Here is a 22,500-nt window from a genome sequence, read left to right as displayed (position 1 = left end):
TTATTAAATTAGATTAATAAATAATATAACATAAAAATAATTAATGTTAAAATAAAAATATATGGGATATAATTATAAGAGAACATATTATAAGGAGATGAAAAAGTGGAGAATCTTAAAGAAATACGTTGGAAACAAAGGTTTGAAAATTTTGATAAATCATATAAATTGTTAAAAAAATATTCTGATGGACCAATAGTAACAGAATTGGAGAAGGCAGGTATAATTCAATTTTTTGAAATGACTTTTGAGCTTGGATGGAAGGTATTAAAAGATTATTTAGAAGCAGAAGGATATATTGTAAAGAGTCCAAGAGAAACTATAAAACAAGCATTTCAAGTTGGTATAATTGAAAATGGACATGTATGGATAGATGCTTTATCAAATAGAAATTTAACTACTCATACATATGATGAAGAATTAGCCAATAAAATGACTCAAGAAATAATAAAGCTTTATCTTCCAGAACTAGAAAAAATGCATGAAAAATTATTAATGGAGTTATAATATGTGTGGATTACTTAATAGAGATATAGAATACATACTTAAGGCGTTAAGTATGTTTCCTCAAATTGAGAAAGCAATAATATTTGGTAGTAGAGCAATGGGAAACTATAAAAATGGATCAGATATAGATATGGCTATAGTAGGGAAAAGTATAGATAACTCCATACTATATAAATTGGATGACTATTTAAATGAGATTTATCCTTTACCATACTTTTTTGATATTATCCATTACGAGAGAATAAATAACGAGAATTTGATAAAGCATATAGATGAAGAAGGAAAAATTATTTATAGTAAAAATAATTAATGCACATGTGAAAATTTAAATTTCACATGTGTTTTTGATTTAAATGAAATAATTATTTATAAAAGATATGGAAATACTAATTTAAATAGAAGTGCTAAGTTGAAATTAATTATTAAATTGGGTGATAAAATTATTAAATTAGGTGCACTTGTTGAAATGAGAATGACTCTCATATACAATTAACTCATAGGAAACGAGAAAGATAAAAATAGTTTATGAAATATATATGGAGGTATACAATGAAGAAGAAAATATTAAAAACTTTAGTAGCTACTTGTATGACAGCTATGATGTTTGTTGGATGTGCAAGTAATGGTGCGACAAATGAAGATAAAACTTCAGAAAATACTATAACAGTTACAGATGTAAGAGGAGAAGTAGAAATACCGGCAGATCCTCAAAGAATAGTAGATTTAAGTGGTAATAGTGATATTTTATCAATTTTAGGATATAAGGTTGTAGGGACTGCAAATAGTGATGCTTATGATTACACTAAATTCCCTTCATACTTAGAAGATACATTAAGTGGAGCAGAAATATTAGGATATAGCATGCAAGATACTATGGATGTTGAAGCAGTTATGAACTTAAACCCAGACTTAATAGTTATATCAACAGTTCAAGAAAAGATGTATGACCAATTAAGTGAAATAGCTCCAACAGTTATGATTCAATTAGAAGCTTTAAACTGGAAAGATGACGTTAGAGCATTTGCAAAAGTATTTAATAAAGAAGATGTTGCTAATGAATGGATAGCTAATTATGAAGCTAAAGCAAAAGAAGCTGGAGATAAAATCAAGGCAGAATACGGTGAGGATACAACATACCTTTCATTCTTAGCAAGTGGTGGTCAATTCTTTATCTTTGATGGTGCAGGATTCGGAGATGTATTATATAGTGATATGGGATTAGCTAAACCAGAAGGAATGCCAGAACAAACAGATATTAGTTTACCAGTTGTAACTTATGAAGGATTAGCAGCAATTCAAGCTGATTATATATTCTTAATTGCAACAGATGAAGACTTAGCTCAATTAGAAGCAAATAGTATTTGGAACAACTTACCTGCAGTTAAAAATGGTAATGTAGTAGTATTAGAATCATCACCATACTTTAACCAAGGATACAGTCCAATCGGAAGAGAAATATTAGTAGATGAAATAGGTGACATGTTAAATGAAACAAAGTAATAAACGTACAATAATATTTGTAATTTGTAGTTTGTTACTCTTAATAGGAGGATTGACTTTAGCCATTAGGCTAGGGTCAGTCCATATTACTTTTTCAGATATTTGGGATAGTATCTTTAACTATAGTGAAACTTTAGAACTTATGTTAGTTAGAGATGTACGTATTCCAAGGGCTCTTGCTGTATTATTTACAGGTGGAGTATTAGGAGTAACAGGAGCAATGATTCAAGGTGTTACTAGAAATCCAATAGCTGAACCATCTATCTTAGGTATAAGCCAAGGAGCAACTTTAGTAATAGCGATTTTTTATGCAGCTGGAATAGGAATAACTACACAAAATGTAATGATAGCTTCTTTTATAGGAGCATTAATAACTGGAATAATAGTTCTAGGATTTATATCAAAAAAGGCAAATAATAATTCAATTGCAAAGATACTTTTAGCTGGAACAGCCATGAGTACATTTTTCATTTCTTTAACTACTGTTATAGGGCTTTTATCAAACCAATCTCAAATGATAGGATTTTGGGTATCAGGTGGATTTAGAAATGCGAGTTGGGCAGATTTTAGATTAATCTTTATAGTAGGAGTTATAGGACTTATTATAGCAATATTATTATCACCAAAGATAAATATATTAAATTTAGGTGATGATGTTGCAATAGGACTTGGAGAAAATCCAGAAAAAATAAGATTTATTACTCTTATGGTTATGATACCAATGTGTGCAGCAGCAGTTGCAGTTGGTAAAAATATAGCTTTTGTGGGGCTTATTGTTCCTCAAATAGTTAGAAAAGTATTAGGAGAAGACTATAGAAGAAATATTCCATGTTCATTTTTACTTGGAGCAGTTCTTTTAACTTTTGCAGATATTGCAGCAAGAATGATATTTGATCCATATGAAACACCAATAGGTGTGTTTACAGCATTAATAGGAATACCATTCTTTATATCAGTAGCTAGAAAGGAGAGGGGATAATGAATAAGAAAAAATTTAAAATAGTTATATCAGTTTTACTTGTTTTATTAATAATCTCCTTTATGGTTACATTATGTTGGGGTACATATAAGGTTTCACCTGGAGAGGTTATTAATACTTTTTTAGGAAATGGAACTAAACTTCAAAATACAGCAATATTAACTATTAGACTTCCAAGGTTATTAGTTGGAATGTTTGTAGCAATTGCACTATCAACAGCAGGAGCAATTCTTCAAACTATAACAAAAAATGATTTAGCAGATACAGGAATAATAGGTATAAATGCTGGAGCTGCTGTGGCAGCAGTATTATTTATTACATATTCAACTGGAGCATATTATAGTGAGCTTGGACAATTATCTATATTTGTACTACCTGCTATGGCTATAATAGGGGCTGCAGTTACGGCATTCATAATATATATGATGTCTAGTAGAAAAGGAATAAAGCCTAAAAGACTTTTATTAATTGGGATTGGATTAAATGCAGGACTTAATGCATTTATAACATTCTTCACTTTTAGAGGTGGTGTTGGAGACTATAATAGAGTTTTAGTTTGGACATCAGGAAGTCTTTGGGGGGCTGGATGGAGCTATGCAAAGGTAATAATTCCAATAGTAGCTTTAATGTTTATAGTAGTTTTATTAAATCATAAAAAGTTAGATGTTTTAAATCTTTCAGATGAACTTGCTATATCATTAGGGTTAAATTTAGAAAAGGAAAGAAAGAAATTTTTAACTTTTGCAGTTATATTAGCAGGAACAGCAACAGCATTTGCAGGTAATATTGGATTCTTAGGACTTATATCTCCTCATATTGCAAGAAAGTTAGTTGGACCTTATCATAAGAAGTTTATTACAGTTTCAGCAATGATAAGTGTTATTATAGTTCTTCTTGCAGATGCAGTTTCAAGAAATTTATTCTCTCCAATTGAAATTCCAGTAGGAATAACAGTATCAATATTTGGAGTACCATATTTTATTTATTTAATGATGAAGGAGAAATAATTATGGAAGCTATTAGTGTAAAGAACTTAAGTGTGGCATATGAAAATAATACTATAATCGAAGATATGAGCTTATCTATACCAAAGGGGAAAATAAGCATAATAATTGGAGCAAATGGATGTGGTAAATCAACTTTACTTAAGACTATAGCAAGAATTAATAAGCCTAAGACTGGTGATATCTTCATTAACAATAAAAATATAAAAAAGATAAAAGAAAAGAATATAGCAAAAGAAGTTGCCTTTTTACCACAAGGGCCGGTCTGTCCAGATGGGCTTACAGTAAGAGAACTTGTTGCATTTGGTAGATTTCCTCATCAAAAAATGATTGGTGGTCTTACTAGCCATGATAAAGAAATTATTGATTGGGCAATAGAAGAAACAGGTCTTAGTGAATTTGCTGATAGAGGAGTTGAAAACTTATCTGGTGGGCAAAGACAAAGAGCTTGGATTGCTATGACTTTAGCTCAAGAAACTGAAATAATAATGCTTGATGAACCTACAACTTATCTTGATATGTCTTATCAACTTGAAGTATTAGAAGTGCTTCAAAAGCTTAATAAAGAAAAAAATATTACAGTAGTTATAGTTCTGCATGAACTTAATAATGCTTGTAGATTTGCAGATAATATTATTGGTCTTAAAAAGGGAAAGATTATCTGTCAAGGAAGACCAATAGACGTAATTAATAAAGAAAATTTAAAAACTATATATGGAATAGATGCCAACCTTACAGTAAGTGAAGATGGACAATATCCAATATGTATGGAATATGACTTATTTAGGGGGACAGATGAAAAATAAAAATTTTATAATAATAGTTATAGGACAGATTATTTCTCTTTTTGGAAATTCAATTCAAAGATTTAGTATGTCACTATATTTATTAGCATTTACAGGTAGTACAGCTACATTTGCTAATATATTAGCAATATCAACAATACCATATATTCTATTTGCACCAATTGCAGGTAGATTATCTGATAAGATAAATAGAAAAAAGATAATGGTATATTTAGATTTATTTTGCTCGATATTAATAGGAGTGTATGCATTCATATTATTTAAAGGAAATGATAGCGTACTAATAGTTGGAACTGTTATGTTTATGTTATCAGTATGTGCTACTTTATATGGTCCAGCAGTAACATCTTCAATACCGCAAATAGTAGAAGAAGATAAACTAACTTCAGCAAATGGAGTAATTAACCAAGTTGGGTCAATAGTTAACTTTGTTGGACCAATACTAGCAGGTGTTCTTTATGGGTTGTTAGGTATAAAAGTAATAGTAATAGTAAATGCAGTAAGCTTTTTTGCTTCTGCAATAATGGAAATGTTTTTAGATATTCCGGATGTAGTAAATGAGAACGGAGTTACTGAAAATGAAATAGCTACTACTAAAGATAATGAAAAAATAATGTCTATGGATTTTGTTAAAAAGTCTTTCATAGATGCTAAAGAAATATTTATTTATTTAAAAAATGAAAAGAAAATTGTACTTGGAATTATAGTATCTTATGCTTTATGTAATATTTTCTTATCACCAATATTGTCAATAGTAGCACCATATTTTATAAATGTATTTTTAGGACTTTCTTCAGAAATATATGGAATAGTTGAGGCGGTTTTTGTTTTAGGAATGATATTAGGTGGGTTCTGGATTAGCGTGAAGCCTAATATGTTTTCTATGAAAAAGGTACATTATACATATTTCCCAATGTTAGCAGGTGTTATTGTAATGTCTATCTTAGGATTTATAGAATTAAATAACTATTCTTTAGTTACAATATTTTCACTTGCAGGTCTTGCAATAATGTTATCTTTAGCATTATCAAATGTATTGACTTTAACATTTATACAAAAGCAAGTACCAGGAGAAATGCTTGGAAGTGTATCAGCCTTTTCAACAGCGGTAGCAACTATAAGTGTTGCACCAGGACAATTATTATTCGGACAAGTTATAGATATGGGAATACCAATAGGAATTATACTATTAGTTTCAGCTATATTTAATATTGGACTTATGCTGTTTGTTAAGTGGAATGTAAGAGAATTGAAGAGTTCTTAGAATTTAATAATTTAATTTTTATAAATGGAGCTGCATAAGAGTGAATTAATAAATTTACTCTTATGTAGCTTTTTTGTTGTAAAAAATTATAAAAATAAATATAAATGCTAAAAAATAAAATGTTAATTAGTAAATTATATTCTTTAAATCCGTGTAGATAGACATTCCTACATGGATTTTATTATACATTTTGAATATATTTGACAATATCACTAATTAGTGATATATTAAAAACATGAAGGATATAAAAAAATTAATCAAAGAAAATGAATTGGACTTATCTACTTTAATTGTTTTTACGAGAGCAGAACATATTATTCATAGAATAGAGTATAAAACAATAAAGCAAAGCGGATTAACAATAGCTCAATTTGGAGTCCTAGAAGCTTTATATAATAAAGGCGATTTAAGAATCTGTGAGATAATAGATAGAATATTAACTACATCTGGAAATATAACTGTAGTTATAAAAAACTTAGAAAAGGATGGATTAATAGAGAAGAAACCAGATCCTAATGATAAGAGATCTTGTATAATATCATTAACTGAAGAAGGGAAAAAAATTATAGAAAATATTTTACCAGATCATATTAAAAATATTAAAGGAATCTTTGAAATTTTGACTGATGAAGAAAAAAATACATTAAAAACTATTCTTAAAAAATTTAAGGACTTATAAAAAATAAAAATTTTTTAAGAGATTATCACTAATTAGTGATAATTTAAGGGGTTTTTAATAGAGGAGGTTTAAATGAAAAAATTTAGAACTATAGAAAAGATTTTTAGAGGACCTGATTTTCATATGGTTGGAGATGGATTTAGGGTTTCTCAATATTTGCCTGTGGGAATAGGTGATATGAAACGTTTATCTCCATTTGTATTATTAGATTATCATGAACCACATTATTATGAACCTTCATCAAGTATTCGTGGGGTTGGAGCTCATCCTCATCGAGGATTTGAAACAGTGACAATTGCTTATGATGGAAAGGTTGAACACCATGATAATAAAGGAAATCATGGAATTATAGGTCCAGGAGATGTTCAGTGGATGACTGCTGCATCAGGAATTCTTCATAAAGAATATCATGAAACTGAATTTAGTAAAAATGGTGGAATCCTTCATATGATTCAACTTTGGGTTAATTTACCTAAAGATAAAAAGATGATTGAACCTAAGTATCAAACACTATTAAAAAGTGATATGGGGATTTTAAAGCTTGATAATAATCAAGGAGAAATAAGTATTATTTCAGGTGAGGTTAATGGAGTAAAAGGACCTGCACAAACATTTACAGATATAAATATTTATAATGTTACTTTAAATAATAATGGAAGAGTTCTATTAAATGAACCAAGTAACTTTAATACAGGGATACTTGTATTAAAGGGAGAAATCAAAATAAATGAAGAAAATATAGGTAAAGAAAGTGACTTTATTTTATTTAATAATGTGGAAGGAAGTATTTCTATTGAATCAATTACTAAAGATACGTTATTTATTGTATTAAGTGGAGAACCCATAAATGAACCAATAGTATCACATGGACCATTTGTTATGAATACAATGGAAGAAATATATCAAGCTTATGAGGATTTTGAGAATAATAAGTTTGGAACAGAAGAATTTTAAAAAATAGAAGTTATAAAGAGGAGAAAAAGTTATGAGTAAAGTATTATATATTAAAGCAAATATTAAACAAGAAGGAGAATCTAGAACTTTTAAAGTATCAGATAGTTTCGTAGAAGAATATAAGAAAAATAATCCTAATGATGAAGTTGTTGTATTAGATTTATATAAAGAAAACATAGATTTCTTAAGACCAGAAGATTTAGGAGTAATATTTGGGCCTAAAAATGATGAGAGCAAAAATAATCCAAAATTAAAATATGCATATCAATTTGCAGAAGCAGATAAGTATATAATTGCAGCACCTATGTGGAATTTAAGTTTTCCAGCAATTTTAAAGGCTTATATAGATTATGTAAGTGTAACAGGTATAACATTTAAATATACAGCTGAAGGTCCAGTAGGTCTTTTAAATAATAAAAAGGCTATACACATAGTAGCTAGAGGTGGCGAATATGTTAATGCACCATATGAAATGGGAGATAGATACTTAAGAACTATATTAGGATTCTTTGGTATAACAGAAGTAGAAACACTTGCAATAGAAAACTTAGATGTTATGGGTGCTGATGTTGAAGGAAAAGTAAATGATGCGATAAATAATGCTAGCAATATTGCAAAAAACTTTTAGAATTTAATCTACAAGGTAGAATATAATTGATAATTAAAGATAATATAAAAATAAACCTAGTTTTGATTTAAACTAGGTTTATTTTAGATATTCTTCTAAAGTTAATTGATTTTCAGTTATTTCTTTAGCAGCATTTTTTCCAACATATCTTAAATGCCATGGTTCGTAGCTATATCCTGTAATATCTTCTTTTCCTTTAGGATATCTAATTATAAAACCATAATTATTAATATTTTCTGATAACCATTTAAATGCTTCTGTATTTTCAAAACCTTCATCTAAAGTACTATATTCACTAGATAATATATCTATTGATAGACCAGTTTGATGTTCACTATGACCAGGATGGGCAACATAACTATCAGCAGCTACAACTCCTTCATTAGCAACAGCATCATTATAAACTGTAGTTTGATAATCGCATGAACGATAGCCTGAAATTCCTATTAAATTAATACCATCTTTTTTAGCGTCATTAAACATGTTTTCTAACTCTACAGCTACTTGATATCTAACATGAGCTGTCATATCCGAAGAAGTTTGCAATGGAATATTAGGAATAACTAAATCATCTGGTTCATAATTTTCTTCAAGTGAATGTTCTTTATTAACTAATACAAGGTATTCATCATTAGGATTATTATAAAGTAAATTTATATCTTCAGATGTAGTTTCATTGTTATTTTTAGAGTTTATACTAGCAACATTATTACTAATAGAGTCTTTAGTATTAATATCATTATTAATTGTTTTATTATCTTTAATAGATTTATTAATAAGATTAGTAGAGATTACAATTAAAAATAGAATAAATACAATAAAAATATTAGGTGAAATTATAAATTTTTTATTTGATTTTAAATTTTTCATAGTATCCCCCCTTTTTATATTGTATTCCATATTTAAAATATTGCAAATATTTATCATAGTTGTAACAAAGTAAAATTTTGAATTCTAATATTTAATTTACATAGATTTCACTAAAGTGAGTTAAAACAAAAAGAGATTGTACAGTTTTTGTACAATCTCTTGAAATTTATTAAGAAGCTTTATTAGCTTTTAATTCATTTTTCTTAACTATGTTATATCTGATATTAACAATAAGTGCTAACACAACACCTAAAGCAGTTATTCCCATATCAAATAATATTACGTGGCTTAAGTTGATATCTGCTAGTATACCAGTGATACTTGGTACTATAGTAGAAGCTAAACTTGAAGCTGTAAATACTATACCAGTAATTTTACCTTTGCTTGAAGGGAATAATTCTGACATTGAAGTTAAAGCTAATTGTAGAACTCCACCAGCAGCTGAGAAACCAATTACAAATGCAGCAACTATACAAGTTATAGTACTTGGGAACATCCAAAGTACTGTTAACATTACTAAAGATATTAGAGGGTAAACAAAAGTAAATCTAACTTGTTTAATCCATTTAGCAACTAATATTGAAGTAACAAACACAGATACTATTGAACCAGTACTGTAGATACTTATAAGCTTAAGAGAAATTGTTTGTTCAACACCAGCAACTTCTCTTGCAAATGAAGGTAACCAGTTTGCAATTACTTGGAATGTTGCAGTAGCAGTGAATCCGATTAAGATTAAGCAAATACCCTCAATCCAAAAGTTAGCTTTAACATTAGATTCAACTTCTTCTGTAGCAGCTTCAGCTTTTTCAACAGGTTTGAATTCTGGGAATTTAAGTTTGAATATAAATAATCCGTTTATTACAAATACTATGATACAGAATATGAATGACCATCCATAGTAAAGGTTATTAGCAATTAAGAAGCTTATTATCCATGGTAATATGAATTGACCAGCTGAAATGAATGCTTTAATTGCAACGTTAGCACTTCCTGATGCATTAGGGAAGCATTCAGTTAATGCAGGATAAGTACCAGCATCCATAAATGAGTTAGCCATACCAGCTAATAAAGCAAAGAAGAATGCCATAGTAACATTAGTACTAATTAATATACCACCCATAAATAACACGTAAGTTCCCATACCTAAAAGTACGAAAGGTTTTCTACCGTATTTATCCGATAATACACCTGATACAAATAATACAATTAATCTACCTAAACCTAAAGCTGAGATAACATATGATACACCAGCTTTATTAGTGTTAAATTGTTCCATTAAGAAATCGATATTTTGAGCTAGTATGATAGCTCCCATACCATGTATAAAGTAGTTAATATACATAGCTAATGCCGTTGGCATGTACTTATTTTTAGTAAGTGTATTTTGCATTTTTAATACTCCTTTTTGATAAAAATTTAACGTAATTATGTATAAAGTCCTCGTTTAACTTACAAAATAAATTTTAATATATTATTTTTAATTATTCTAATACATATTATTGTGTTTATTTATAGAAAAAATCTATAGATATGCTATAATATTATAAGAATATTAAAAAATAAGGTAAAATAATAAGTTCAATTTATAACAAAGTAATGGTTTTCTTTAAAAGGTAATTTATTACATTTAATAAATGGGGAGGATGTTATATATGAATTTAAATCATTTAAGTTATTTTAGAGTTCTAGCAAAATTAGAACATTATACACAGGCAGCTGAAGAGTTATCAATAACTCAACCTAGTTTAAGTCATGCTATGTCAACATTAGAGAAAGATTTAGGAACTTATCTATTTGAAAAGCAAGGAAGAAATATTAAATTAACTAAATACGGGAAAATATATTTTGAATATGTAGATAGAGCCTTGAGTGAGTTAGAAAAGGGAGAAAAAAAGATTAGAGAATTAGCTAATGTATCTACAGGAACTATAGAGTTAGGATATATCTATACATTAGGCCCAAGTTTTATACCACATCTAATTAAGGATTTTACAGAGAGTGATAAAAATAAAGATATAAAATTTTTATTTGGACAAGGAACAACAAAGACACTTATTGAAGGGTTAAAAGAAGAAAAATTTGATATGGTATTTTGTTCAATGGTAGAAAATGAACCAGATATAGATTTTATTCCTATTGCTAATGAGGAGTTAGTTCTTATTGTATCAAATGAACATCCTTTAGCAAAAAATGAATCTGTAGATTTAACTGAAGTAGGAAGTTATCCATTTATAGGGTTTAGTGAAAAGAGTGGAATTAGATCAATTATAGAAGATTTATTCGAAAAGGTAAATATTGTACCAAATACTATATGTGAAGTTGAAGAAGACAATGCTGTTGCAGGATTAGTTGAAATAAATTATGGAATTGCAGTTGTTCCGAGAATATCATCTTTAAAGTATTATAATGTGAAAGTATTGCCTATAACTAATCCTAAACATGAAAGATTTATTTATTTAGCTACTTTAAAAAATAGATATCTTACTCCATCTGTAAATTTATTTAAAAAGTTTAGTTTAGAGTATAGTAAAAAGGTTTTTAAATAAGTATTTTAATAAATGCTATAATGTTTCTGTAGAAAATGTTGTTAGTGTTAGTATAATACATATAGAGGTGATATTTTGGAATACATAAATGATATAAATATTCAGGAAGCAGTAATACATATTCTTGATAGTAACTCAACAGAACCAATTTTAAATGAATACACATTAGAATTAAGTGAGGATATTTATAAGTTTTTACATAAGCATATTGAAAAATGTCTAAAGGATGAGGAGTTAAAAACAGCAATTTTTAATTCGGAAAGAAATATTGTAAAAGAAATAGTACAGGATTATTTAAACGGGGTAGATAATGATTTCCTTGGGTTGTCTAAGGAATTATCTAGACAACTTTTTTCTATTATGAAAGGGAATGTTAATATTCCAGCTTGTGATTTAATAGTAGCATCTTTAATTACAGATGTTGGTCCAATGATAGGAATACTTAAAATGGATTATGTTAAAAACTTTACTCACTCTGTAGAGTTTGTTAATGATAAGATTGGAATAGGAATAGTTCCACAAGCAGCAGGTTTACCAGGTAGCAGTCAAAGAATTCAAAAAGCAGCATTTATAAAGCCAATTAGAGAAGGGCAAATATTTGATTTATATGTCATTGATAAGCAAAAGAAGTCTAGTGAAGATGATGAATATGGAGCTAATTATTTTATGAATAGCTTTTTAGGGTGTAGTATTGTTGCTAATAAAAGAGATATGACAAAAACATTCTTAAAGGCAGCAGAGACTTGGACTAGAAGTAATATCACAGAAAATGCGGAACAAGCTGAATTAATTAGAACAACTGTTAAGAGTAAATTAAAAGAAGAGGATTCAATTAATATCCAAGAAATTTCTAACGAATTATTTAAGGAAGATCCAACAAAAAGGCAAGACTTTGAAGTGTTTATGAAGGGGAACGGGTTAGAAGAGGAAGTTGCAGTTGATAAGGCTTGGGTTGAAAAAAAGCTTAAGAGAATTAGACTTAAAATTGATAAAGATATAGATTTATATATTAATGAGGATGCTTACCATGATAATAGTAAATTTGAAATCCAGCGTAATGGTGACGGAAGCATTAATATGATTATAAAACATGTCATTAATTATATAGAAAAATAAAAGGTAGGACTATGATAGTCCTACCTTTTATGATAACAATTTGACTAGTACTGCTTTTTGAGCGTGAAGTCTATTTTCGGCTTCTTCAAAGATTTCATCAGCATGAGCTTCAAGAACTTCTTCAGTAATTTCTTCTTCTCTATGAGCTGGAAGACAATGAAGAACAATAGCATCATTATTTGCTAATTTCATTATTTCGGAATTAACTTGATATCCTTTGAAGGCAATTTGACGTTTCTTAGCCTCACTCTCTTGTCCCATACTAGCCCAAACATCAGTTATAATTACATCAGCATTTTTTATAGCTTCTGATGGATTTTCAGTCATTTCAAAAGAACCCCCATTTTCTTCAGCTAATGAAATACCTTTTTCAATATAATATTTAGGTGGTTTGTAACCAATAGGATTAGCAATTGCTACATTCATACCTAAAGTTAAGCAACCAACAATTAAAGAATTACACATATTATTACCATCACCAATATATGCAACCTTTAAGCCCTCAAGGATAAGTTTCTTTTCTCTTATAGTCATTAAATCTGCTAAAACCTGGCATGGATGCTCATCGTCTGTTAATCCATTAATTATAGGAATAGATGAACATTCAGCTAAAGTTTCAATTTCTTTTTGAGAAAATGTTCTTATCATAATTCCATCTAAGTATCTAGATAAAACTCTAGCAGTATCTTGGATAGGTTCCCCACGACCTATTTGCAAGTCTTTAGAACTTAAGAATAGAGGATGTCCACCGAGTTGATACATTCCAACTTCAAAGGAAACTCTTGTACGAGTTGATGCTTTTTCAAAAATCATACCTAAAGATTTTCCTTTTAGTAAATGATGTTCTATACCATGTTTTTGTTCATATTTTAATTGATCAGCAAGATTTAATATATCTAAAATTTCATCTTTTGAAAGATCATCCATACGTAATAAATCTTTATTCATAAATAAAGCCCCCTTTTATATTTACTTATATTCTTTTAATACTTTTACTAAGATTTTTAAGCCTTCTTTAACGTCTTCTACAGAGATATTTAGTGGTGGTAGCAGTCTTATTACATTTTTACCAGCAGTTAAAACTAGTAGTCCATTTTCAAGAGCTTTCTTTTGAATAATAGATGAATCACCATCTATTTCTATTCCAAGCATTAGACCTAATCCACGAACATCTTTTACTATTTCTAAATTTTCATTTAAGATAGTTTCTTTTATTAATTTACCTTTAAATATAATTTCACTATAAGAATTAGTATTACAAAGTTGATTTAATACTGAGGCTGCACCTGCACATATAACAGGATTTCCACCGAATGTTGAACCGTGATCTCCAGGTTGGAAAGTTGTTGAAAGTTTTTCATTACATAAAACTGCTCCTATAGGAAGTCCTGCTCCTAGGCCTTTAGCACAAGTGACTATATCAGGTTCAACATTGAAGGTATTATAACCAAAGAGGTTTCCTGTTCTAGCTATTCCGCATTGAACTTCATCAAAGATTATTAATATATCTTTTTCCTTAGCTAACTTACAAGTAGCTAAAACAAAATCTTTATTCAGTGGATGAACACCACCTTCACCTTGAATAGCTTCCATTATTATTGCACAAACATCAGAAGTAAGTTTTTCTTGTAGGTCATCAATGGAATTAGCGGTTACATAATTAAACCCTGTAGGAAATGGAAAGAAGTAGTTATGAAATTTATCTTGTCCAGTTGCAGTTAATGTAGCTAATGTTCTACCATGGAAAGATTGTTTTAGTGAAAGAATAGTACCTCTACCTTCACCATATTTGTTAAAGCTATACTTTCTAGCAAGTTTAATAGCACATTCATTTGCTTCAGCTCCAGAATTAGCAAAGAAAACTTTACTCATTCCAGATAACTCACAAAGTTTTTTTGCAAGTGATACAGTAGAATTATTAGTGAAAATATTAGATAGATGTTGGAAATTGTTTAGTTGAGATATTATTGAGTTTTTCCAATCAGCATTGTTATAACCTAAAGAGTTAACGCCAATTCCACTAGTAAAATCTATATATTTTTTATTGTTTTTATCAAATAAGTAAGATCCCTGACCATAATCTATTTCAATAGGCAAGGTAGCATAAGTATTCATTAAGTACTTATTTTCTTCTTCAAATAAAGTCATTTTAATCACCTCGTTTAATTAGTTAATATATTTCTGTTCCAATTCCTTTTTCAGATAGTAATTCAAGTAAGATAGAGTGTTTAATTCTGCCATCAATTATGTGAGCTTTTTTAACTCCCATTCTTACAGATTCAACACAACAGTTTATCTTAGGAATCATTCCACCTTTAATTATTTTATCTACAGTTAGTTTTGGAATTTGATGTAACCTTAAAGTTGAAATTAAAGTAGAAGGGTCATTTTGATCTGTCATTACGCCAGGTACATCAGTTAAAAGAATTAATTTTTCAGCCTTTAAAGCAGAGGCAATTTTTGAAGCACAAGTATCTGCATTTATGTTATAACTATTAGTATCATTTTCACCTATTGCAATAGAAGAAACTACAGGGATATAACCAGAATTCATTGATAAATTTAGAAGTTCTGTATTTACAGAAGTTATTTCACCTACAAAACCTAAATCAATATCACTAATAAGCTTTTTAGCTTTTATTAATGATCCATCAATTCCAGATAAACCAATTGCTTTACCGCCATTTTTTTCAATTAGTTTAACTAAATCTTTATTTACTTTTCCAGCTAAGACCATTTGAGCAACTGTTATTGTAGTTTCATCAGTATATCTCAAACCATTTATAAATTTACTTTCATGATTCATTTTAGCTAAAGTACTGCTAATATCAGGACCACCACCATGGACTATTATTGGATTAATTCCAATACATTTCATAAGGATAATATCATTTATTACTGTTTTAGTTAATTCATCATTAATCATGGCATTTCCACCATATTTAATTACAATAGTCTTACCGTAATATTCTTGGATATAAGGTAATGCCTGAATTAATATATTTGCATGTTGAGCATAGTTCAATTGTTACACCTCCAAAAAATGGGTGGACCTCCGGGGTCAATCCAAAATATGGATTGACCCCGGAGGTCCACCCATATATTGTTAACTGCGGTAGTCACCGTTTATTTTTACGTAATCATAAGTTAAATCGCAGCCCCATGTTGTTGCTTCTGATGAAGCTAGTTTCATATCTATTAAAATTTTAATTTCATCTTGTAATAAAATTTCTTTTGCCTTAGCTTCATCAAAATTTACAGAAGTACCATTTTGGCAAACAAGAATTTCTCCTGAAGTACTTGCAAAAGAAACATCAACTTTTTCAGGATCAAAGTCTACATTAGAGTATCCTAGTGCACAAAGGATTCTTCCCCAGTTAGCATCACTGCCAAAGATTGCAGCTTTAACAAGGCTTGAAGTAACTACACTTTTAGAAAGAGTTTCAGCATCATCAATAGAATTAGCATTTTTTACAGTACATTCTATAAGTTTGGTGGCTCCCTCACCATCCTTTGCAATTTTTTTAGACATATAAATATTTAAAGAGGTTAATGCTTCTAAGAATAAATTATAATCATTATTTTTTTCAGTTATAGTTTCATTTGAAGCAAGTCCATTTGCCATTATTAAAACCATATCGTTAGTGCTAGAATCACCATCAACACTTATTCTGTTATAAGAAACATTAACACTTTCCTTTAATGCTTCCTTTAATAAAGTAGGAGATATTGAAATATCAGTAGTTATAAAAGAAAGCATAGTAGCCATATTTGGATGAATCATACCAGACCCCTTAGCCATAGCAGCAAGTGTAACTTTTTTACCACTGATTTCAAATGTAATTCCAGCTTGTTTCTGAATTGTATCAGTAGTCATAATAGCCATAGAGGCATTTTTAGCACCTTCAATATCTTCTGATAAATTACCTACTAGTTGAGGAATTCCATCTTTTATTGCATCTATATTAAGAGGAACACCTATTACTCCTGTTGAAGCAACTAGTACATCATCATTTTTAATGTTTAATGCTTTAGCACAAAGGTGAGTCATTTTATTTGCTTTTGACAAACCATCATCACCATTACAAGTGTTGGCATTTCCACTATTAATAATTATAGCTTGAGCTTTTTTGTTAATTAAATGTTGTTTAGTTACTGTAAGTGGAGCGCCTTTTACTTTATTTTTTGTGTAAACTCCACAAGAAGTGGCTACAACATCAGAATATATTAAAGCTAAATCTTTTTTTAATAAGCTTTTTTTTAGACCACAATGAATTCCAGATGCTTTAAAACCAGCAGGGGAAGTCACCGTTAAATTTTCATCTATTTTAATCATAAATTACACATCCTTTATTTAAAAGCTTGGAGCTATTAATTTAAGTCCAGTATTTTGTGGTAAGTCGAGCAATAGGTTCATGTTTTGAATAGCTTGTCCAGCAGCTCCTTTAACCATATTATCTATAACGCTAACAATTATTATTTTATTTTTTCTATAATTTTGATGAATAGAAATATGACAATTATTTGTATATTTAACGTGTTTTATTTCAGCAGTTTGACCTAATGGTAGTACATGGACAAACTCTTCATTTTCATATTGTTTTTTATATATTTCATGAATTTCTTCTAAGGTAAGTTTATCTTTAGGTTGGCAGTAAATTGTAGAAAGTATTCCTCTATTGACAGGTAATAGGTGAGGAGTAAATGTTACTTCTACATTTTCATTTGCCATATATGATAGGGTTTGTTCAATTTCAGGTGTATGTCTGTGGCTACCAATACCGTATGCAGCAAAATTTTCATTAGCTTCTGCAAAGTGAGTTTTTAAAGAAAGTCCTCTTCCAGCACCAGTAATTCCTGACTTTGAATCACAAATTATATTTTTAGTATTAATTAAATTATTTTTCAATAGTGGCATAAGTCCAAGTGAAATACTTGTTGGATAACACCCAGGATTAGCAACTATATTAAATTCTTTAACTTTAGAACCATTAAATTCTGGTAGTCCATATATGCTATTCTTATGAATATCTTTGCATGTAAACTTTTTTCCATACCATTCTTCATAAGAATTTTCACATTCTAATCTAAAATCAGCCCCAAGATCTATTACCTTTTTATTTTTGCTTATTGCTTCAGCTGCTATTTCTTCACTTAAACCATGAGGAAGAGCAGTAAATATAACATCACATTTATCAATAACATCACTTTTATCTTTGCAAACTAGTGCTGTTTTATTGAAAAAACTTTTATATACAGAGCTTATCTCCTCATCTTTAAAAGTAGAGGAGGAGATAGCAGTAACTGTAACCTTATCATGATTAAGTAAAAGTCTTAACAATTCAACTCCAACGTATCCTGTTGCCCCAATAATTCCTACTTTAAACATGATAAATTCTCCTTATTTTCTTTTATAAATTTTTCTAAAATTTCTATTTGCATTTTAACTGATGAAGAGCTAGGTCCCCCAATGACACTTCTTTCTTCAACACAAGTTAATAAGTCTATTGCCTTATATATATCTTCTTCAAAAATAGGAGAGAAGTTTTTAAATTCTTCCATACTTAAGTCATCTATAGCAATATCTTTATCAATACAATAAAGAACTATTTGGCCTACAACTTCATGAGCATTTCTAAATGCCATACCTTTTTTAACAAGATAATCAGCAACATCAGTAGCATTTGTAAATCCACCAGCAGCAGATTTTTTCATATTAGCTTTTTTTACTTTCATAGTTTTAATCATTCCATTAAAGGTTTGAAGTGAAAGAAGAGCAGTATCTAAACCATCAAATAATGCTTCTTTATCTTCTTGCATGTCTTTATTGTAAGCTAGAGGAATACCTTTCATAACAGTAAGTAAAGTCATTAAATCACCATAAACTCTTCCTGTTTTACCTCTAACTAATTCTGCCACATCAGGATTTTTCTTTTGAGGCATTATACTACTTCCAGTACTGTAACTATCATTAAGTTCTATAAAGTTAAACTCACCAGTACACCATAGTATAATTTCTTCTGAGAATCTTGATAAATGCATCATTATTAATGAAAGTGCAGATAAAGTTTCTATAGCATAGTCTCTATCTGAAACAGAATCTAAACTATTAAGTGTTATTTTAGAAAAGCCAAGCTCAGATGCTACAAACTCTCTATCAATAGGGTATGTAGAGGTTGCTAAAGCACCACTTCCAAGTGGCATTTCATCAAGTCTTCTATAGGAATCAAAAAGTCGTCCTATATCTCTTTTAAACATTTCACAATATGCTAAGATATGATGTGCAAAAGTAATTGGTTGAGCTTTTTGCATATGAGTATATCCTGGCATAATAGTATTTATATTTTCATTAGCCTTTTCAAGTAAGGTTTCATGAAGATTCAATATTTCATTTATTATAATTTTAATATATTTCTTTAAATAAAGTTTAGTATCTAAAGTAACTTGGTCATTTCTGCTTCTACCAGTATGAAGTTTTTTACCTTCATCACCAATATAGTAAGTTAATATACTTTCAACAAAGCTGTGAATATCCTCAGCATCTTTATCTATTTCTATAGTTCCACTGTTAATTCTTATTAATATTTTTTTTAAGCCTTCAACTATTTTTTCACTATCTTGAGAAGGAATAATTCCTTGCTTTCCAAGCATTTTAACATGGGCAAGGCTTCCTTCTATATCTTCCTTATACATTCTTGAATCAATTGAAATGGAGGAGTTAAAGGTATTAACTAACTCATTAACTCCTTCAGTAAATCTTCCGCCCCAAAGCTTCATTTTTTTATTCAGCCTGTTTCTTTAAAGAATCTTTCATCTTTGCATTTACTACAGTTGGTAAACCATAAAGATTAATAAATCCTTCAGAATCCTTTTGGTTATATACGCCATCTTCACCGAAAGTAGCATATTCTTCGCTGTATAATGAATAAGGAGATGTCATTCCGGCATTAATAATATTGCCTTTATATAGTTTAAGCTTAACTTCACCAGTAACAGTTTCTTGAGTTTTATCAACAAAGGCTGAAAGACTTTCTCTAAGTGGAGTGAACCATTCACCGTTATAAACTAAATCAGCAAATTTTAAAGCAATTGATTGTTTAAAGTGATGAGTTGCTTTATCTAAACAAATTTCTTCTAAATCAGCATGAGCTTTGTAAAGTATAGTTCCACCAGGAGTTTCGTAAACGCCTCTTGACTTCATACCAACAAGTCTGTTTTCTACCATATCCATAATACCAATGGCATTTTCTCCACCAATTTTATTTAATTCTTCAATTAATTTAACACCATCCATTTTTTCACCGTTAAGGGCAACTGGTATACCTTTTTCAAAAGTTAAAGTAATATAAGTTGCTTCGTTAGGTGCATTTTCTAAAGTGTTACAAAGTTCTAATATTTTATCATACTTAGGTTCATTTTCAGGAAATTCTAGGTCTAAACCTTCATGACTTAAATGCCATAAGTTTTTATCTTTACTATAGTTAGTTTCATAAGTAATTTTTATTGGAATCTCTCTATCTAAAGCATATTGAATTTCTTCTTCACGAGATTTAATATCCCATATTCTCCATGGTGCTATAATTGGCATTTCTGGTGCAAAGTTTTTAACAGCAAGCTCAAAACGAACTTGGTCATTTCCTTTACCGGTACAACCATGACAAATTGCATCGGCCCCTTCCTTTTTTGCAATTTCTACAAGTCTTTTTCCTATTAAAGGTCTAGCAAAAGAAGTTCCTAATAAATATTTTCCTTCATACACAGCTCCGGCTTGAAGTGTAGGGAAGATATAATCATAAACAAATTCCTTTGTTAAATCTTCAATATAAATTTTTGATGCCCCAGTTTTTAATGCTTTTTCTTCTAATCCTTCTAGCTCATCAGTTTGTCCAACATTACCAACTACTGCTATAACTTCACAACCGTAAGTTTCTTTAAGCCATGAGATTATAATTGATGTATCTAGTCCTCCTGAATAAGCTAAAACTATTTTATTAAATTTTTTCATATATAAAAGCCCCCTTTAATTATCAATCGTTGCTATAAATTGGAATAAATATTTGATGTTTATAATTATACAAAAGAGTGTATAATTATGCAATAGTTATTTTGGAAAAATGTATAAAATATTAATATATATAGAAAAAAGCTAGATAAATAAGTGGGAAAAGCAATTGGATAAAAATGTATATACAAAAAGGAGTGAGTTTATGCATAAATGTAATAAAAATATAAAAGATACGCAAAAGAAATTATATCTTTTGCGTATCTTTTTAGAAAATATTTTCTAGTTTAGGAACTTGAAGTTCTTTCATATGCTCAGTGCTATATTTTAATAAATGGAGTGATGCTTCAGTTTCACTTGAGTCATCTTTTTCAATATATATGGTTAGTTTTAAAGCTTCACTTAATAATGCATCATAATCTACATGGTTTATATATATAGCAGCTATTTTACCTTTATCTTGAATTAAATTAAAAATTGCCATAGCATCTTCAAAATTTTCTTCTTTAGTAGAGTAACTTAAGCTTCCTTCCATTTCATTACACATTTCAATAACATTACTACAAAGATTTTTAAAACTTATATCTGTATAAGTTAAAAAGCCTAATAATAATATAAAGAGAAGAATAGAAAATAATGAGTTTTTCATTTTTTAGCTCCTTTAACATTATCATTTTTATCATATAATTGATAAACAAATTTTCCTTGAGTATCAATCATAGCAATTAAAACATCTTTAATTGAGTTAATATGATATTTTTTCAATTCATGTTCAATCCAAACTTTATTTTTTCCGCTAGTAGTAAGTGCATTATTATTAACATGCCCATCTAGAACATAAATTATAGGTAATCTAGGAACTTGGGTAGAGTTACTATTTCCAGAACTATTTGAATTTGATGAAGAACTTGAACTATTAGATCCACTAGAGCCTGTAGAATTACTTTTTTTATTATTTTTAGAAGAACTTTCACTTCCTGAAGCATTGCTATTAGTGTTTTGAGTATTACTTTGAGTGGAAGCTTGAGGTTCACTTCCTGATGATAATGGTTGTGTATTAGAACTACAAGAAGTATCAACAGAAGCGCTACTAGAGCTACTTTGAGATGTTAAAAATGATAATTGACCGTTATTTTCTAAAATAGCATATTCAATTTCATTTAAATCAAAATAACCTGCTAGTCTAAGTTCCTCCATAAGTTCATCTAGATTAATTTGTTGTTTTTTTAAGGCTTTGTAATTTATTTTACCTTTGCAAACTAATATACAAGGTTCACCTTCAAGTATTTTTCTAGTAAACTGACTTTTAAGCTGTAATTGAGTTAAGATTGTTTTTATAAACAATAAAGTAATAATTGGAATAATACCAAGAATTAAAGGTAATCTAGTATCTTGCATTGGAAGAGCTGCTAAGTCAGATATCATTATTGTTATAACAAACTCATATGGTTGTAGCTCTCCAATTTGTCTCTTACCCATTAATCTCATTACAAGTATTACTAAAAAATATAAAAATATAGTTCTTATAAGAACAATGAACATAATTAAATCACCTCTAATTTAAGTATTTGTATAAAAAATACTTTTATTCTAAGTGAGAGTCCAAATTTTATATTTGGTTACTCGAACTTACTCAGCGACT

General features: G+C 29.0%; 23 protein-coding genes. 12 read left to right on the top strand and 11 right to left on the bottom strand.

The annotated features are described in order from the left end of the window. Positions 1-105: 105 nt before the first annotated feature. The 10 genes from EJJ37_RS01405 (at position 106) to EJJ37_RS01360 (ending at position 8,321) form a co-directional block, all read left to right on the top strand. Positions 106-507, top strand: coding sequence for a nucleotidyltransferase substrate binding protein (locus EJJ37_RS01405; protein ID WP_133013806.1), 402 nt, complete (start codon positions 106-108; stop codon positions 505-507). Position 508: 1 nt separating this feature from the next. After that, on the top strand, positions 509-817 hold the full coding sequence (locus tag EJJ37_RS01400; RefSeq protein WP_133013805.1) for a nucleotidyltransferase family protein: 309 nt from the start codon (positions 509-511) through the stop codon (positions 815-817). Positions 818-1,056: 239 nt separating this feature from the next. Then, positions 1,057-2,007, top strand: coding sequence for an iron-hydroxamate ABC transporter substrate-binding protein (locus EJJ37_RS01395; RefSeq protein WP_133013804.1), 951 nt, complete (start codon positions 1,057-1,059; stop codon positions 2,005-2,007). Further along, a complete protein-coding gene (locus EJJ37_RS01390) occupies positions 1,994-2,986 on the top strand; it encodes a FecCD family ABC transporter permease (protein ID WP_133013803.1) in 993 nt (330 codons plus the stop codon). Before EJJ37_RS01395 ends, EJJ37_RS01390 begins: the two co-directional genes overlap by 14 nt. Beyond that, positions 2,986-3,993, top strand: coding sequence for a FecCD family ABC transporter permease (locus EJJ37_RS01385; protein WP_133013802.1), 1,008 nt, complete (start codon positions 2,986-2,988; stop codon positions 3,991-3,993). The genes EJJ37_RS01390 and EJJ37_RS01385 overlap by 1 nt, the downstream gene beginning before the upstream one ends. 2 nt (positions 3,994-3,995) lie before the next feature. Further along, the gene (locus EJJ37_RS01380; RefSeq protein WP_133013801.1) at positions 3,996-4,796 is read left to right on the top strand and encodes an ABC transporter ATP-binding protein; all 801 of its coding nucleotides are present in this window, start codon (positions 3,996-3,998) and stop codon (positions 4,794-4,796) included. Then, positions 4,786-6,060: an MFS transporter gene (locus EJJ37_RS01375; protein ID WP_133013800.1), complete on the top strand. Its 1,275-nt coding sequence runs from the start codon at positions 4,786-4,788 to the stop codon at positions 6,058-6,060. The genes EJJ37_RS01380 and EJJ37_RS01375 overlap by 11 nt, the downstream gene beginning before the upstream one ends. A gap of 235 nt (positions 6,061-6,295) precedes the next feature. Beyond that, positions 6,296-6,739, top strand: a complete 444-nt coding sequence (locus tag EJJ37_RS01370; protein WP_133013799.1) for a MarR family winged helix-turn-helix transcriptional regulator — start codon at positions 6,296-6,298, stop codon at positions 6,737-6,739. A gap of 72 nt (positions 6,740-6,811) precedes the next feature. Beyond that, on the top strand, positions 6,812-7,693 hold the full coding sequence (locus EJJ37_RS01365) for a pirin family protein (RefSeq protein ID WP_133013798.1): 882 nt from the start codon (positions 6,812-6,814) through the stop codon (positions 7,691-7,693). 31 nt (positions 7,694-7,724) lie between these two features. Further along, entirely contained in the window at positions 7,725-8,321 is a 597-nt protein-coding gene (locus tag EJJ37_RS01360; protein ID WP_133013797.1) for an FMN-dependent NADH-azoreductase, read from the top strand. Positions 8,322-8,399: 78 nt separating this feature from the next. On the opposite strand, the gene EJJ37_RS01355 is transcribed toward EJJ37_RS01360, so the two are convergent. Both EJJ37_RS01355 and EJJ37_RS01350 read right to left on the bottom strand, forming a co-directional pair. Then, the gene (locus tag EJJ37_RS01355; protein ID WP_166484634.1) at positions 8,400-9,191 is read right to left on the bottom strand and encodes a M15 family metallopeptidase; all 792 of its coding nucleotides are present in this window, start codon (positions 9,189-9,191) and stop codon (positions 8,400-8,402) included. Positions 9,192-9,360: 169 nt separating this feature from the next. After that, positions 9,361-10,584, bottom strand: a complete 1,224-nt coding sequence (locus EJJ37_RS01350) for an MFS transporter (protein ID WP_133013795.1) — start codon at positions 10,582-10,584, stop codon at positions 9,361-9,363. 262 nt (positions 10,585-10,846) lie between these two features. On the opposite strand from EJJ37_RS01350, the gene EJJ37_RS01345 reads away from it, so the two are divergent. Both EJJ37_RS01345 and EJJ37_RS01340 read left to right on the top strand, forming a co-directional pair. Beyond that, entirely contained in the window at positions 10,847-11,740 is an 894-nt protein-coding gene (locus EJJ37_RS01345) for a LysR family transcriptional regulator (RefSeq protein ID WP_133013794.1), read from the top strand. A gap of 75 nt (positions 11,741-11,815) precedes the next feature. Further along, a complete protein-coding gene (locus tag EJJ37_RS01340) occupies positions 11,816-12,856 on the top strand; it encodes a nucleoid-associated protein (RefSeq protein WP_133013793.1) in 1,041 nt (346 codons plus the stop codon). 27 nt (positions 12,857-12,883) lie between these two features. Here the strand turns inward: EJJ37_RS01340 and argF are convergent, their stop codons facing one another. From argF to EJJ37_RS21265, 9 genes are all read right to left on the bottom strand, one after another. After that, entirely contained in the window at positions 12,884-13,804 is a 921-nt protein-coding gene (gene argF, locus EJJ37_RS01335) for an ornithine carbamoyltransferase (RefSeq protein ID WP_133013792.1), read from the bottom strand. A 21-nt stretch (positions 13,805-13,825) separates the two neighbouring features. Further along, complete coding sequence (locus EJJ37_RS01330) at positions 13,826-15,004, bottom strand: aspartate aminotransferase family protein (RefSeq protein ID WP_133013791.1); 1,179 nt, start codon at positions 15,002-15,004, stop codon at positions 13,826-13,828. 22 nt (positions 15,005-15,026) lie between these two features. Then, entirely contained in the window at positions 15,027-15,881 is an 855-nt protein-coding gene (gene argB, locus EJJ37_RS01325; RefSeq protein ID WP_133013790.1) for an acetylglutamate kinase, read from the bottom strand. 81 nt (positions 15,882-15,962) lie between these two features. After that, on the bottom strand, positions 15,963-17,192 hold the full coding sequence (gene argJ, locus EJJ37_RS01320; protein WP_133013789.1) for a bifunctional ornithine acetyltransferase/N-acetylglutamate synthase: 1,230 nt from the start codon (positions 17,190-17,192) through the stop codon (positions 15,963-15,965). Between the two features lie 18 nt (positions 17,193-17,210). Further along, positions 17,211-18,245 carry an N-acetyl-gamma-glutamyl-phosphate reductase gene (gene argC / locus EJJ37_RS01315; RefSeq protein WP_133013788.1) on the bottom strand — a complete coding sequence of 345 codons (1,035 nt, stop codon included), beginning with the start codon at positions 18,243-18,245 and terminating at the stop codon, positions 17,211-17,213. After that, positions 18,233-19,633 (bottom strand): argininosuccinate lyase, encoded by a 1,401-nt coding sequence (argH, locus tag EJJ37_RS01310; protein ID WP_133013787.1) that lies wholly within the window; start codon positions 19,631-19,633, stop codon positions 18,233-18,235. The genes argC and argH overlap by 13 nt, the downstream gene beginning before the upstream one ends. A gap of 4 nt (positions 19,634-19,637) precedes the next feature. Beyond that, a complete protein-coding gene (locus EJJ37_RS01305) occupies positions 19,638-20,861 on the bottom strand; it encodes an argininosuccinate synthase (RefSeq protein WP_133013786.1) in 1,224 nt (407 codons plus the stop codon). A gap of 265 nt (positions 20,862-21,126) precedes the next feature. Continuing rightward, on the bottom strand, positions 21,127-21,507 hold the full coding sequence (locus EJJ37_RS01300; protein ID WP_133013785.1) for a DUF4363 family protein: 381 nt from the start codon (positions 21,505-21,507) through the stop codon (positions 21,127-21,129). Then, positions 21,504-22,400: a YetF domain-containing protein gene (locus EJJ37_RS21265; protein WP_133013784.1), complete on the bottom strand. Its 897-nt coding sequence runs from the start codon at positions 22,398-22,400 to the stop codon at positions 21,504-21,506. The genes EJJ37_RS01300 and EJJ37_RS21265 overlap by 4 nt, the downstream gene beginning before the upstream one ends. Positions 22,401-22,500 lie beyond the last annotated feature (100 nt).

The organism is Clostridium cuniculi (assembly GCF_004353185.1).
GTDB lineage: Bacteria > Bacillota > Clostridia > Clostridiales > Clostridiaceae > Clostridium > Clostridium cuniculi.
This window is presented reverse-complemented; position numbering and strand designations above follow the sequence as displayed.

Excerpts from the sequence above, each read along its gene's own strand:
- argJ (WP_133013789.1), bottom strand. The coding sequence starts at position 17,192 with ATGATTAAAATAGATGAAAATTTAACGGTGACTTCCCCTGCTGGTTTT.
- EJJ37_RS01305 (WP_133013786.1), bottom strand. The coding sequence starts at position 20,861 with ATGAAAAAATTTAATAAAATAGTTTTAGCTTATTCAGGAGGACTAGAT.
- EJJ37_RS01360 (WP_133013797.1), top strand. The coding sequence starts at position 7,725 with ATGAGTAAAGTATTATATATTAAAGCAAATATTAAACAAGAAGGAGAA.
- argH (WP_133013787.1), bottom strand. The coding sequence starts at position 19,633 with ATGAAGCTTTGGGGCGGAAGATTTACTGAAGGAGTTAATGAGTTAGTT.
- EJJ37_RS01365 (WP_133013798.1), top strand. The coding sequence starts at position 6,812 with ATGAAAAAATTTAGAACTATAGAAAAGATTTTTAGAGGACCTGATTTT.
- EJJ37_RS01380 (WP_133013801.1), top strand. The coding sequence starts at position 3,996 with ATGGAAGCTATTAGTGTAAAGAACTTAAGTGTGGCATATGAAAATAAT.
- EJJ37_RS01330 (WP_133013791.1), bottom strand. The coding sequence starts at position 15,004 with ATGACTTTATTTGAAGAAGAAAATAAGTACTTAATGAATACTTATGCT.
- EJJ37_RS01300 (WP_133013785.1), bottom strand. The coding sequence starts at position 21,507 with ATGAAAAACTCATTATTTTCTATTCTTCTCTTTATATTATTATTAGGC.
- EJJ37_RS01395 (WP_133013804.1), top strand. The coding sequence starts at position 1,057 with ATGAAGAAGAAAATATTAAAAACTTTAGTAGCTACTTGTATGACAGCT.
- EJJ37_RS01345 (WP_133013794.1), top strand. The coding sequence starts at position 10,847 with ATGAATTTAAATCATTTAAGTTATTTTAGAGTTCTAGCAAAATTAGAA.
- EJJ37_RS01400 (WP_133013805.1), top strand. The coding sequence starts at position 509 with ATGTGTGGATTACTTAATAGAGATATAGAATACATACTTAAGGCGTTA.
- EJJ37_RS01350 (WP_133013795.1), bottom strand. The coding sequence starts at position 10,584 with ATGCAAAATACACTTACTAAAAATAAGTACATGCCAACGGCATTAGCT.
- EJJ37_RS01375 (WP_133013800.1), top strand. The coding sequence starts at position 4,786 with ATGAAAAATAAAAATTTTATAATAATAGTTATAGGACAGATTATTTCT.
- EJJ37_RS01390 (WP_133013803.1), top strand. The coding sequence starts at position 1,994 with ATGAAACAAAGTAATAAACGTACAATAATATTTGTAATTTGTAGTTTG.
- EJJ37_RS01385 (WP_133013802.1), top strand. The coding sequence starts at position 2,986 with ATGAATAAGAAAAAATTTAAAATAGTTATATCAGTTTTACTTGTTTTA.
- argF (WP_133013792.1), bottom strand. The coding sequence starts at position 13,804 with ATGAATAAAGATTTATTACGTATGGATGATCTTTCAAAAGATGAAATT.
- EJJ37_RS01370 (WP_133013799.1), top strand. The coding sequence starts at position 6,296 with ATGAAGGATATAAAAAAATTAATCAAAGAAAATGAATTGGACTTATCT.
- argC (WP_133013788.1), bottom strand. The coding sequence starts at position 18,245 with ATGTTTAAAGTAGGAATTATTGGGGCAACAGGATACGTTGGAGTTGAA.
- EJJ37_RS21265 (WP_133013784.1), bottom strand. The coding sequence starts at position 22,400 with ATGTTCATTGTTCTTATAAGAACTATATTTTTATATTTTTTAGTAATA.
- EJJ37_RS01355 (WP_166484634.1), bottom strand. The coding sequence starts at position 9,191 with ATGAAAAATTTAAAATCAAATAAAAAATTTATAATTTCACCTAATATT.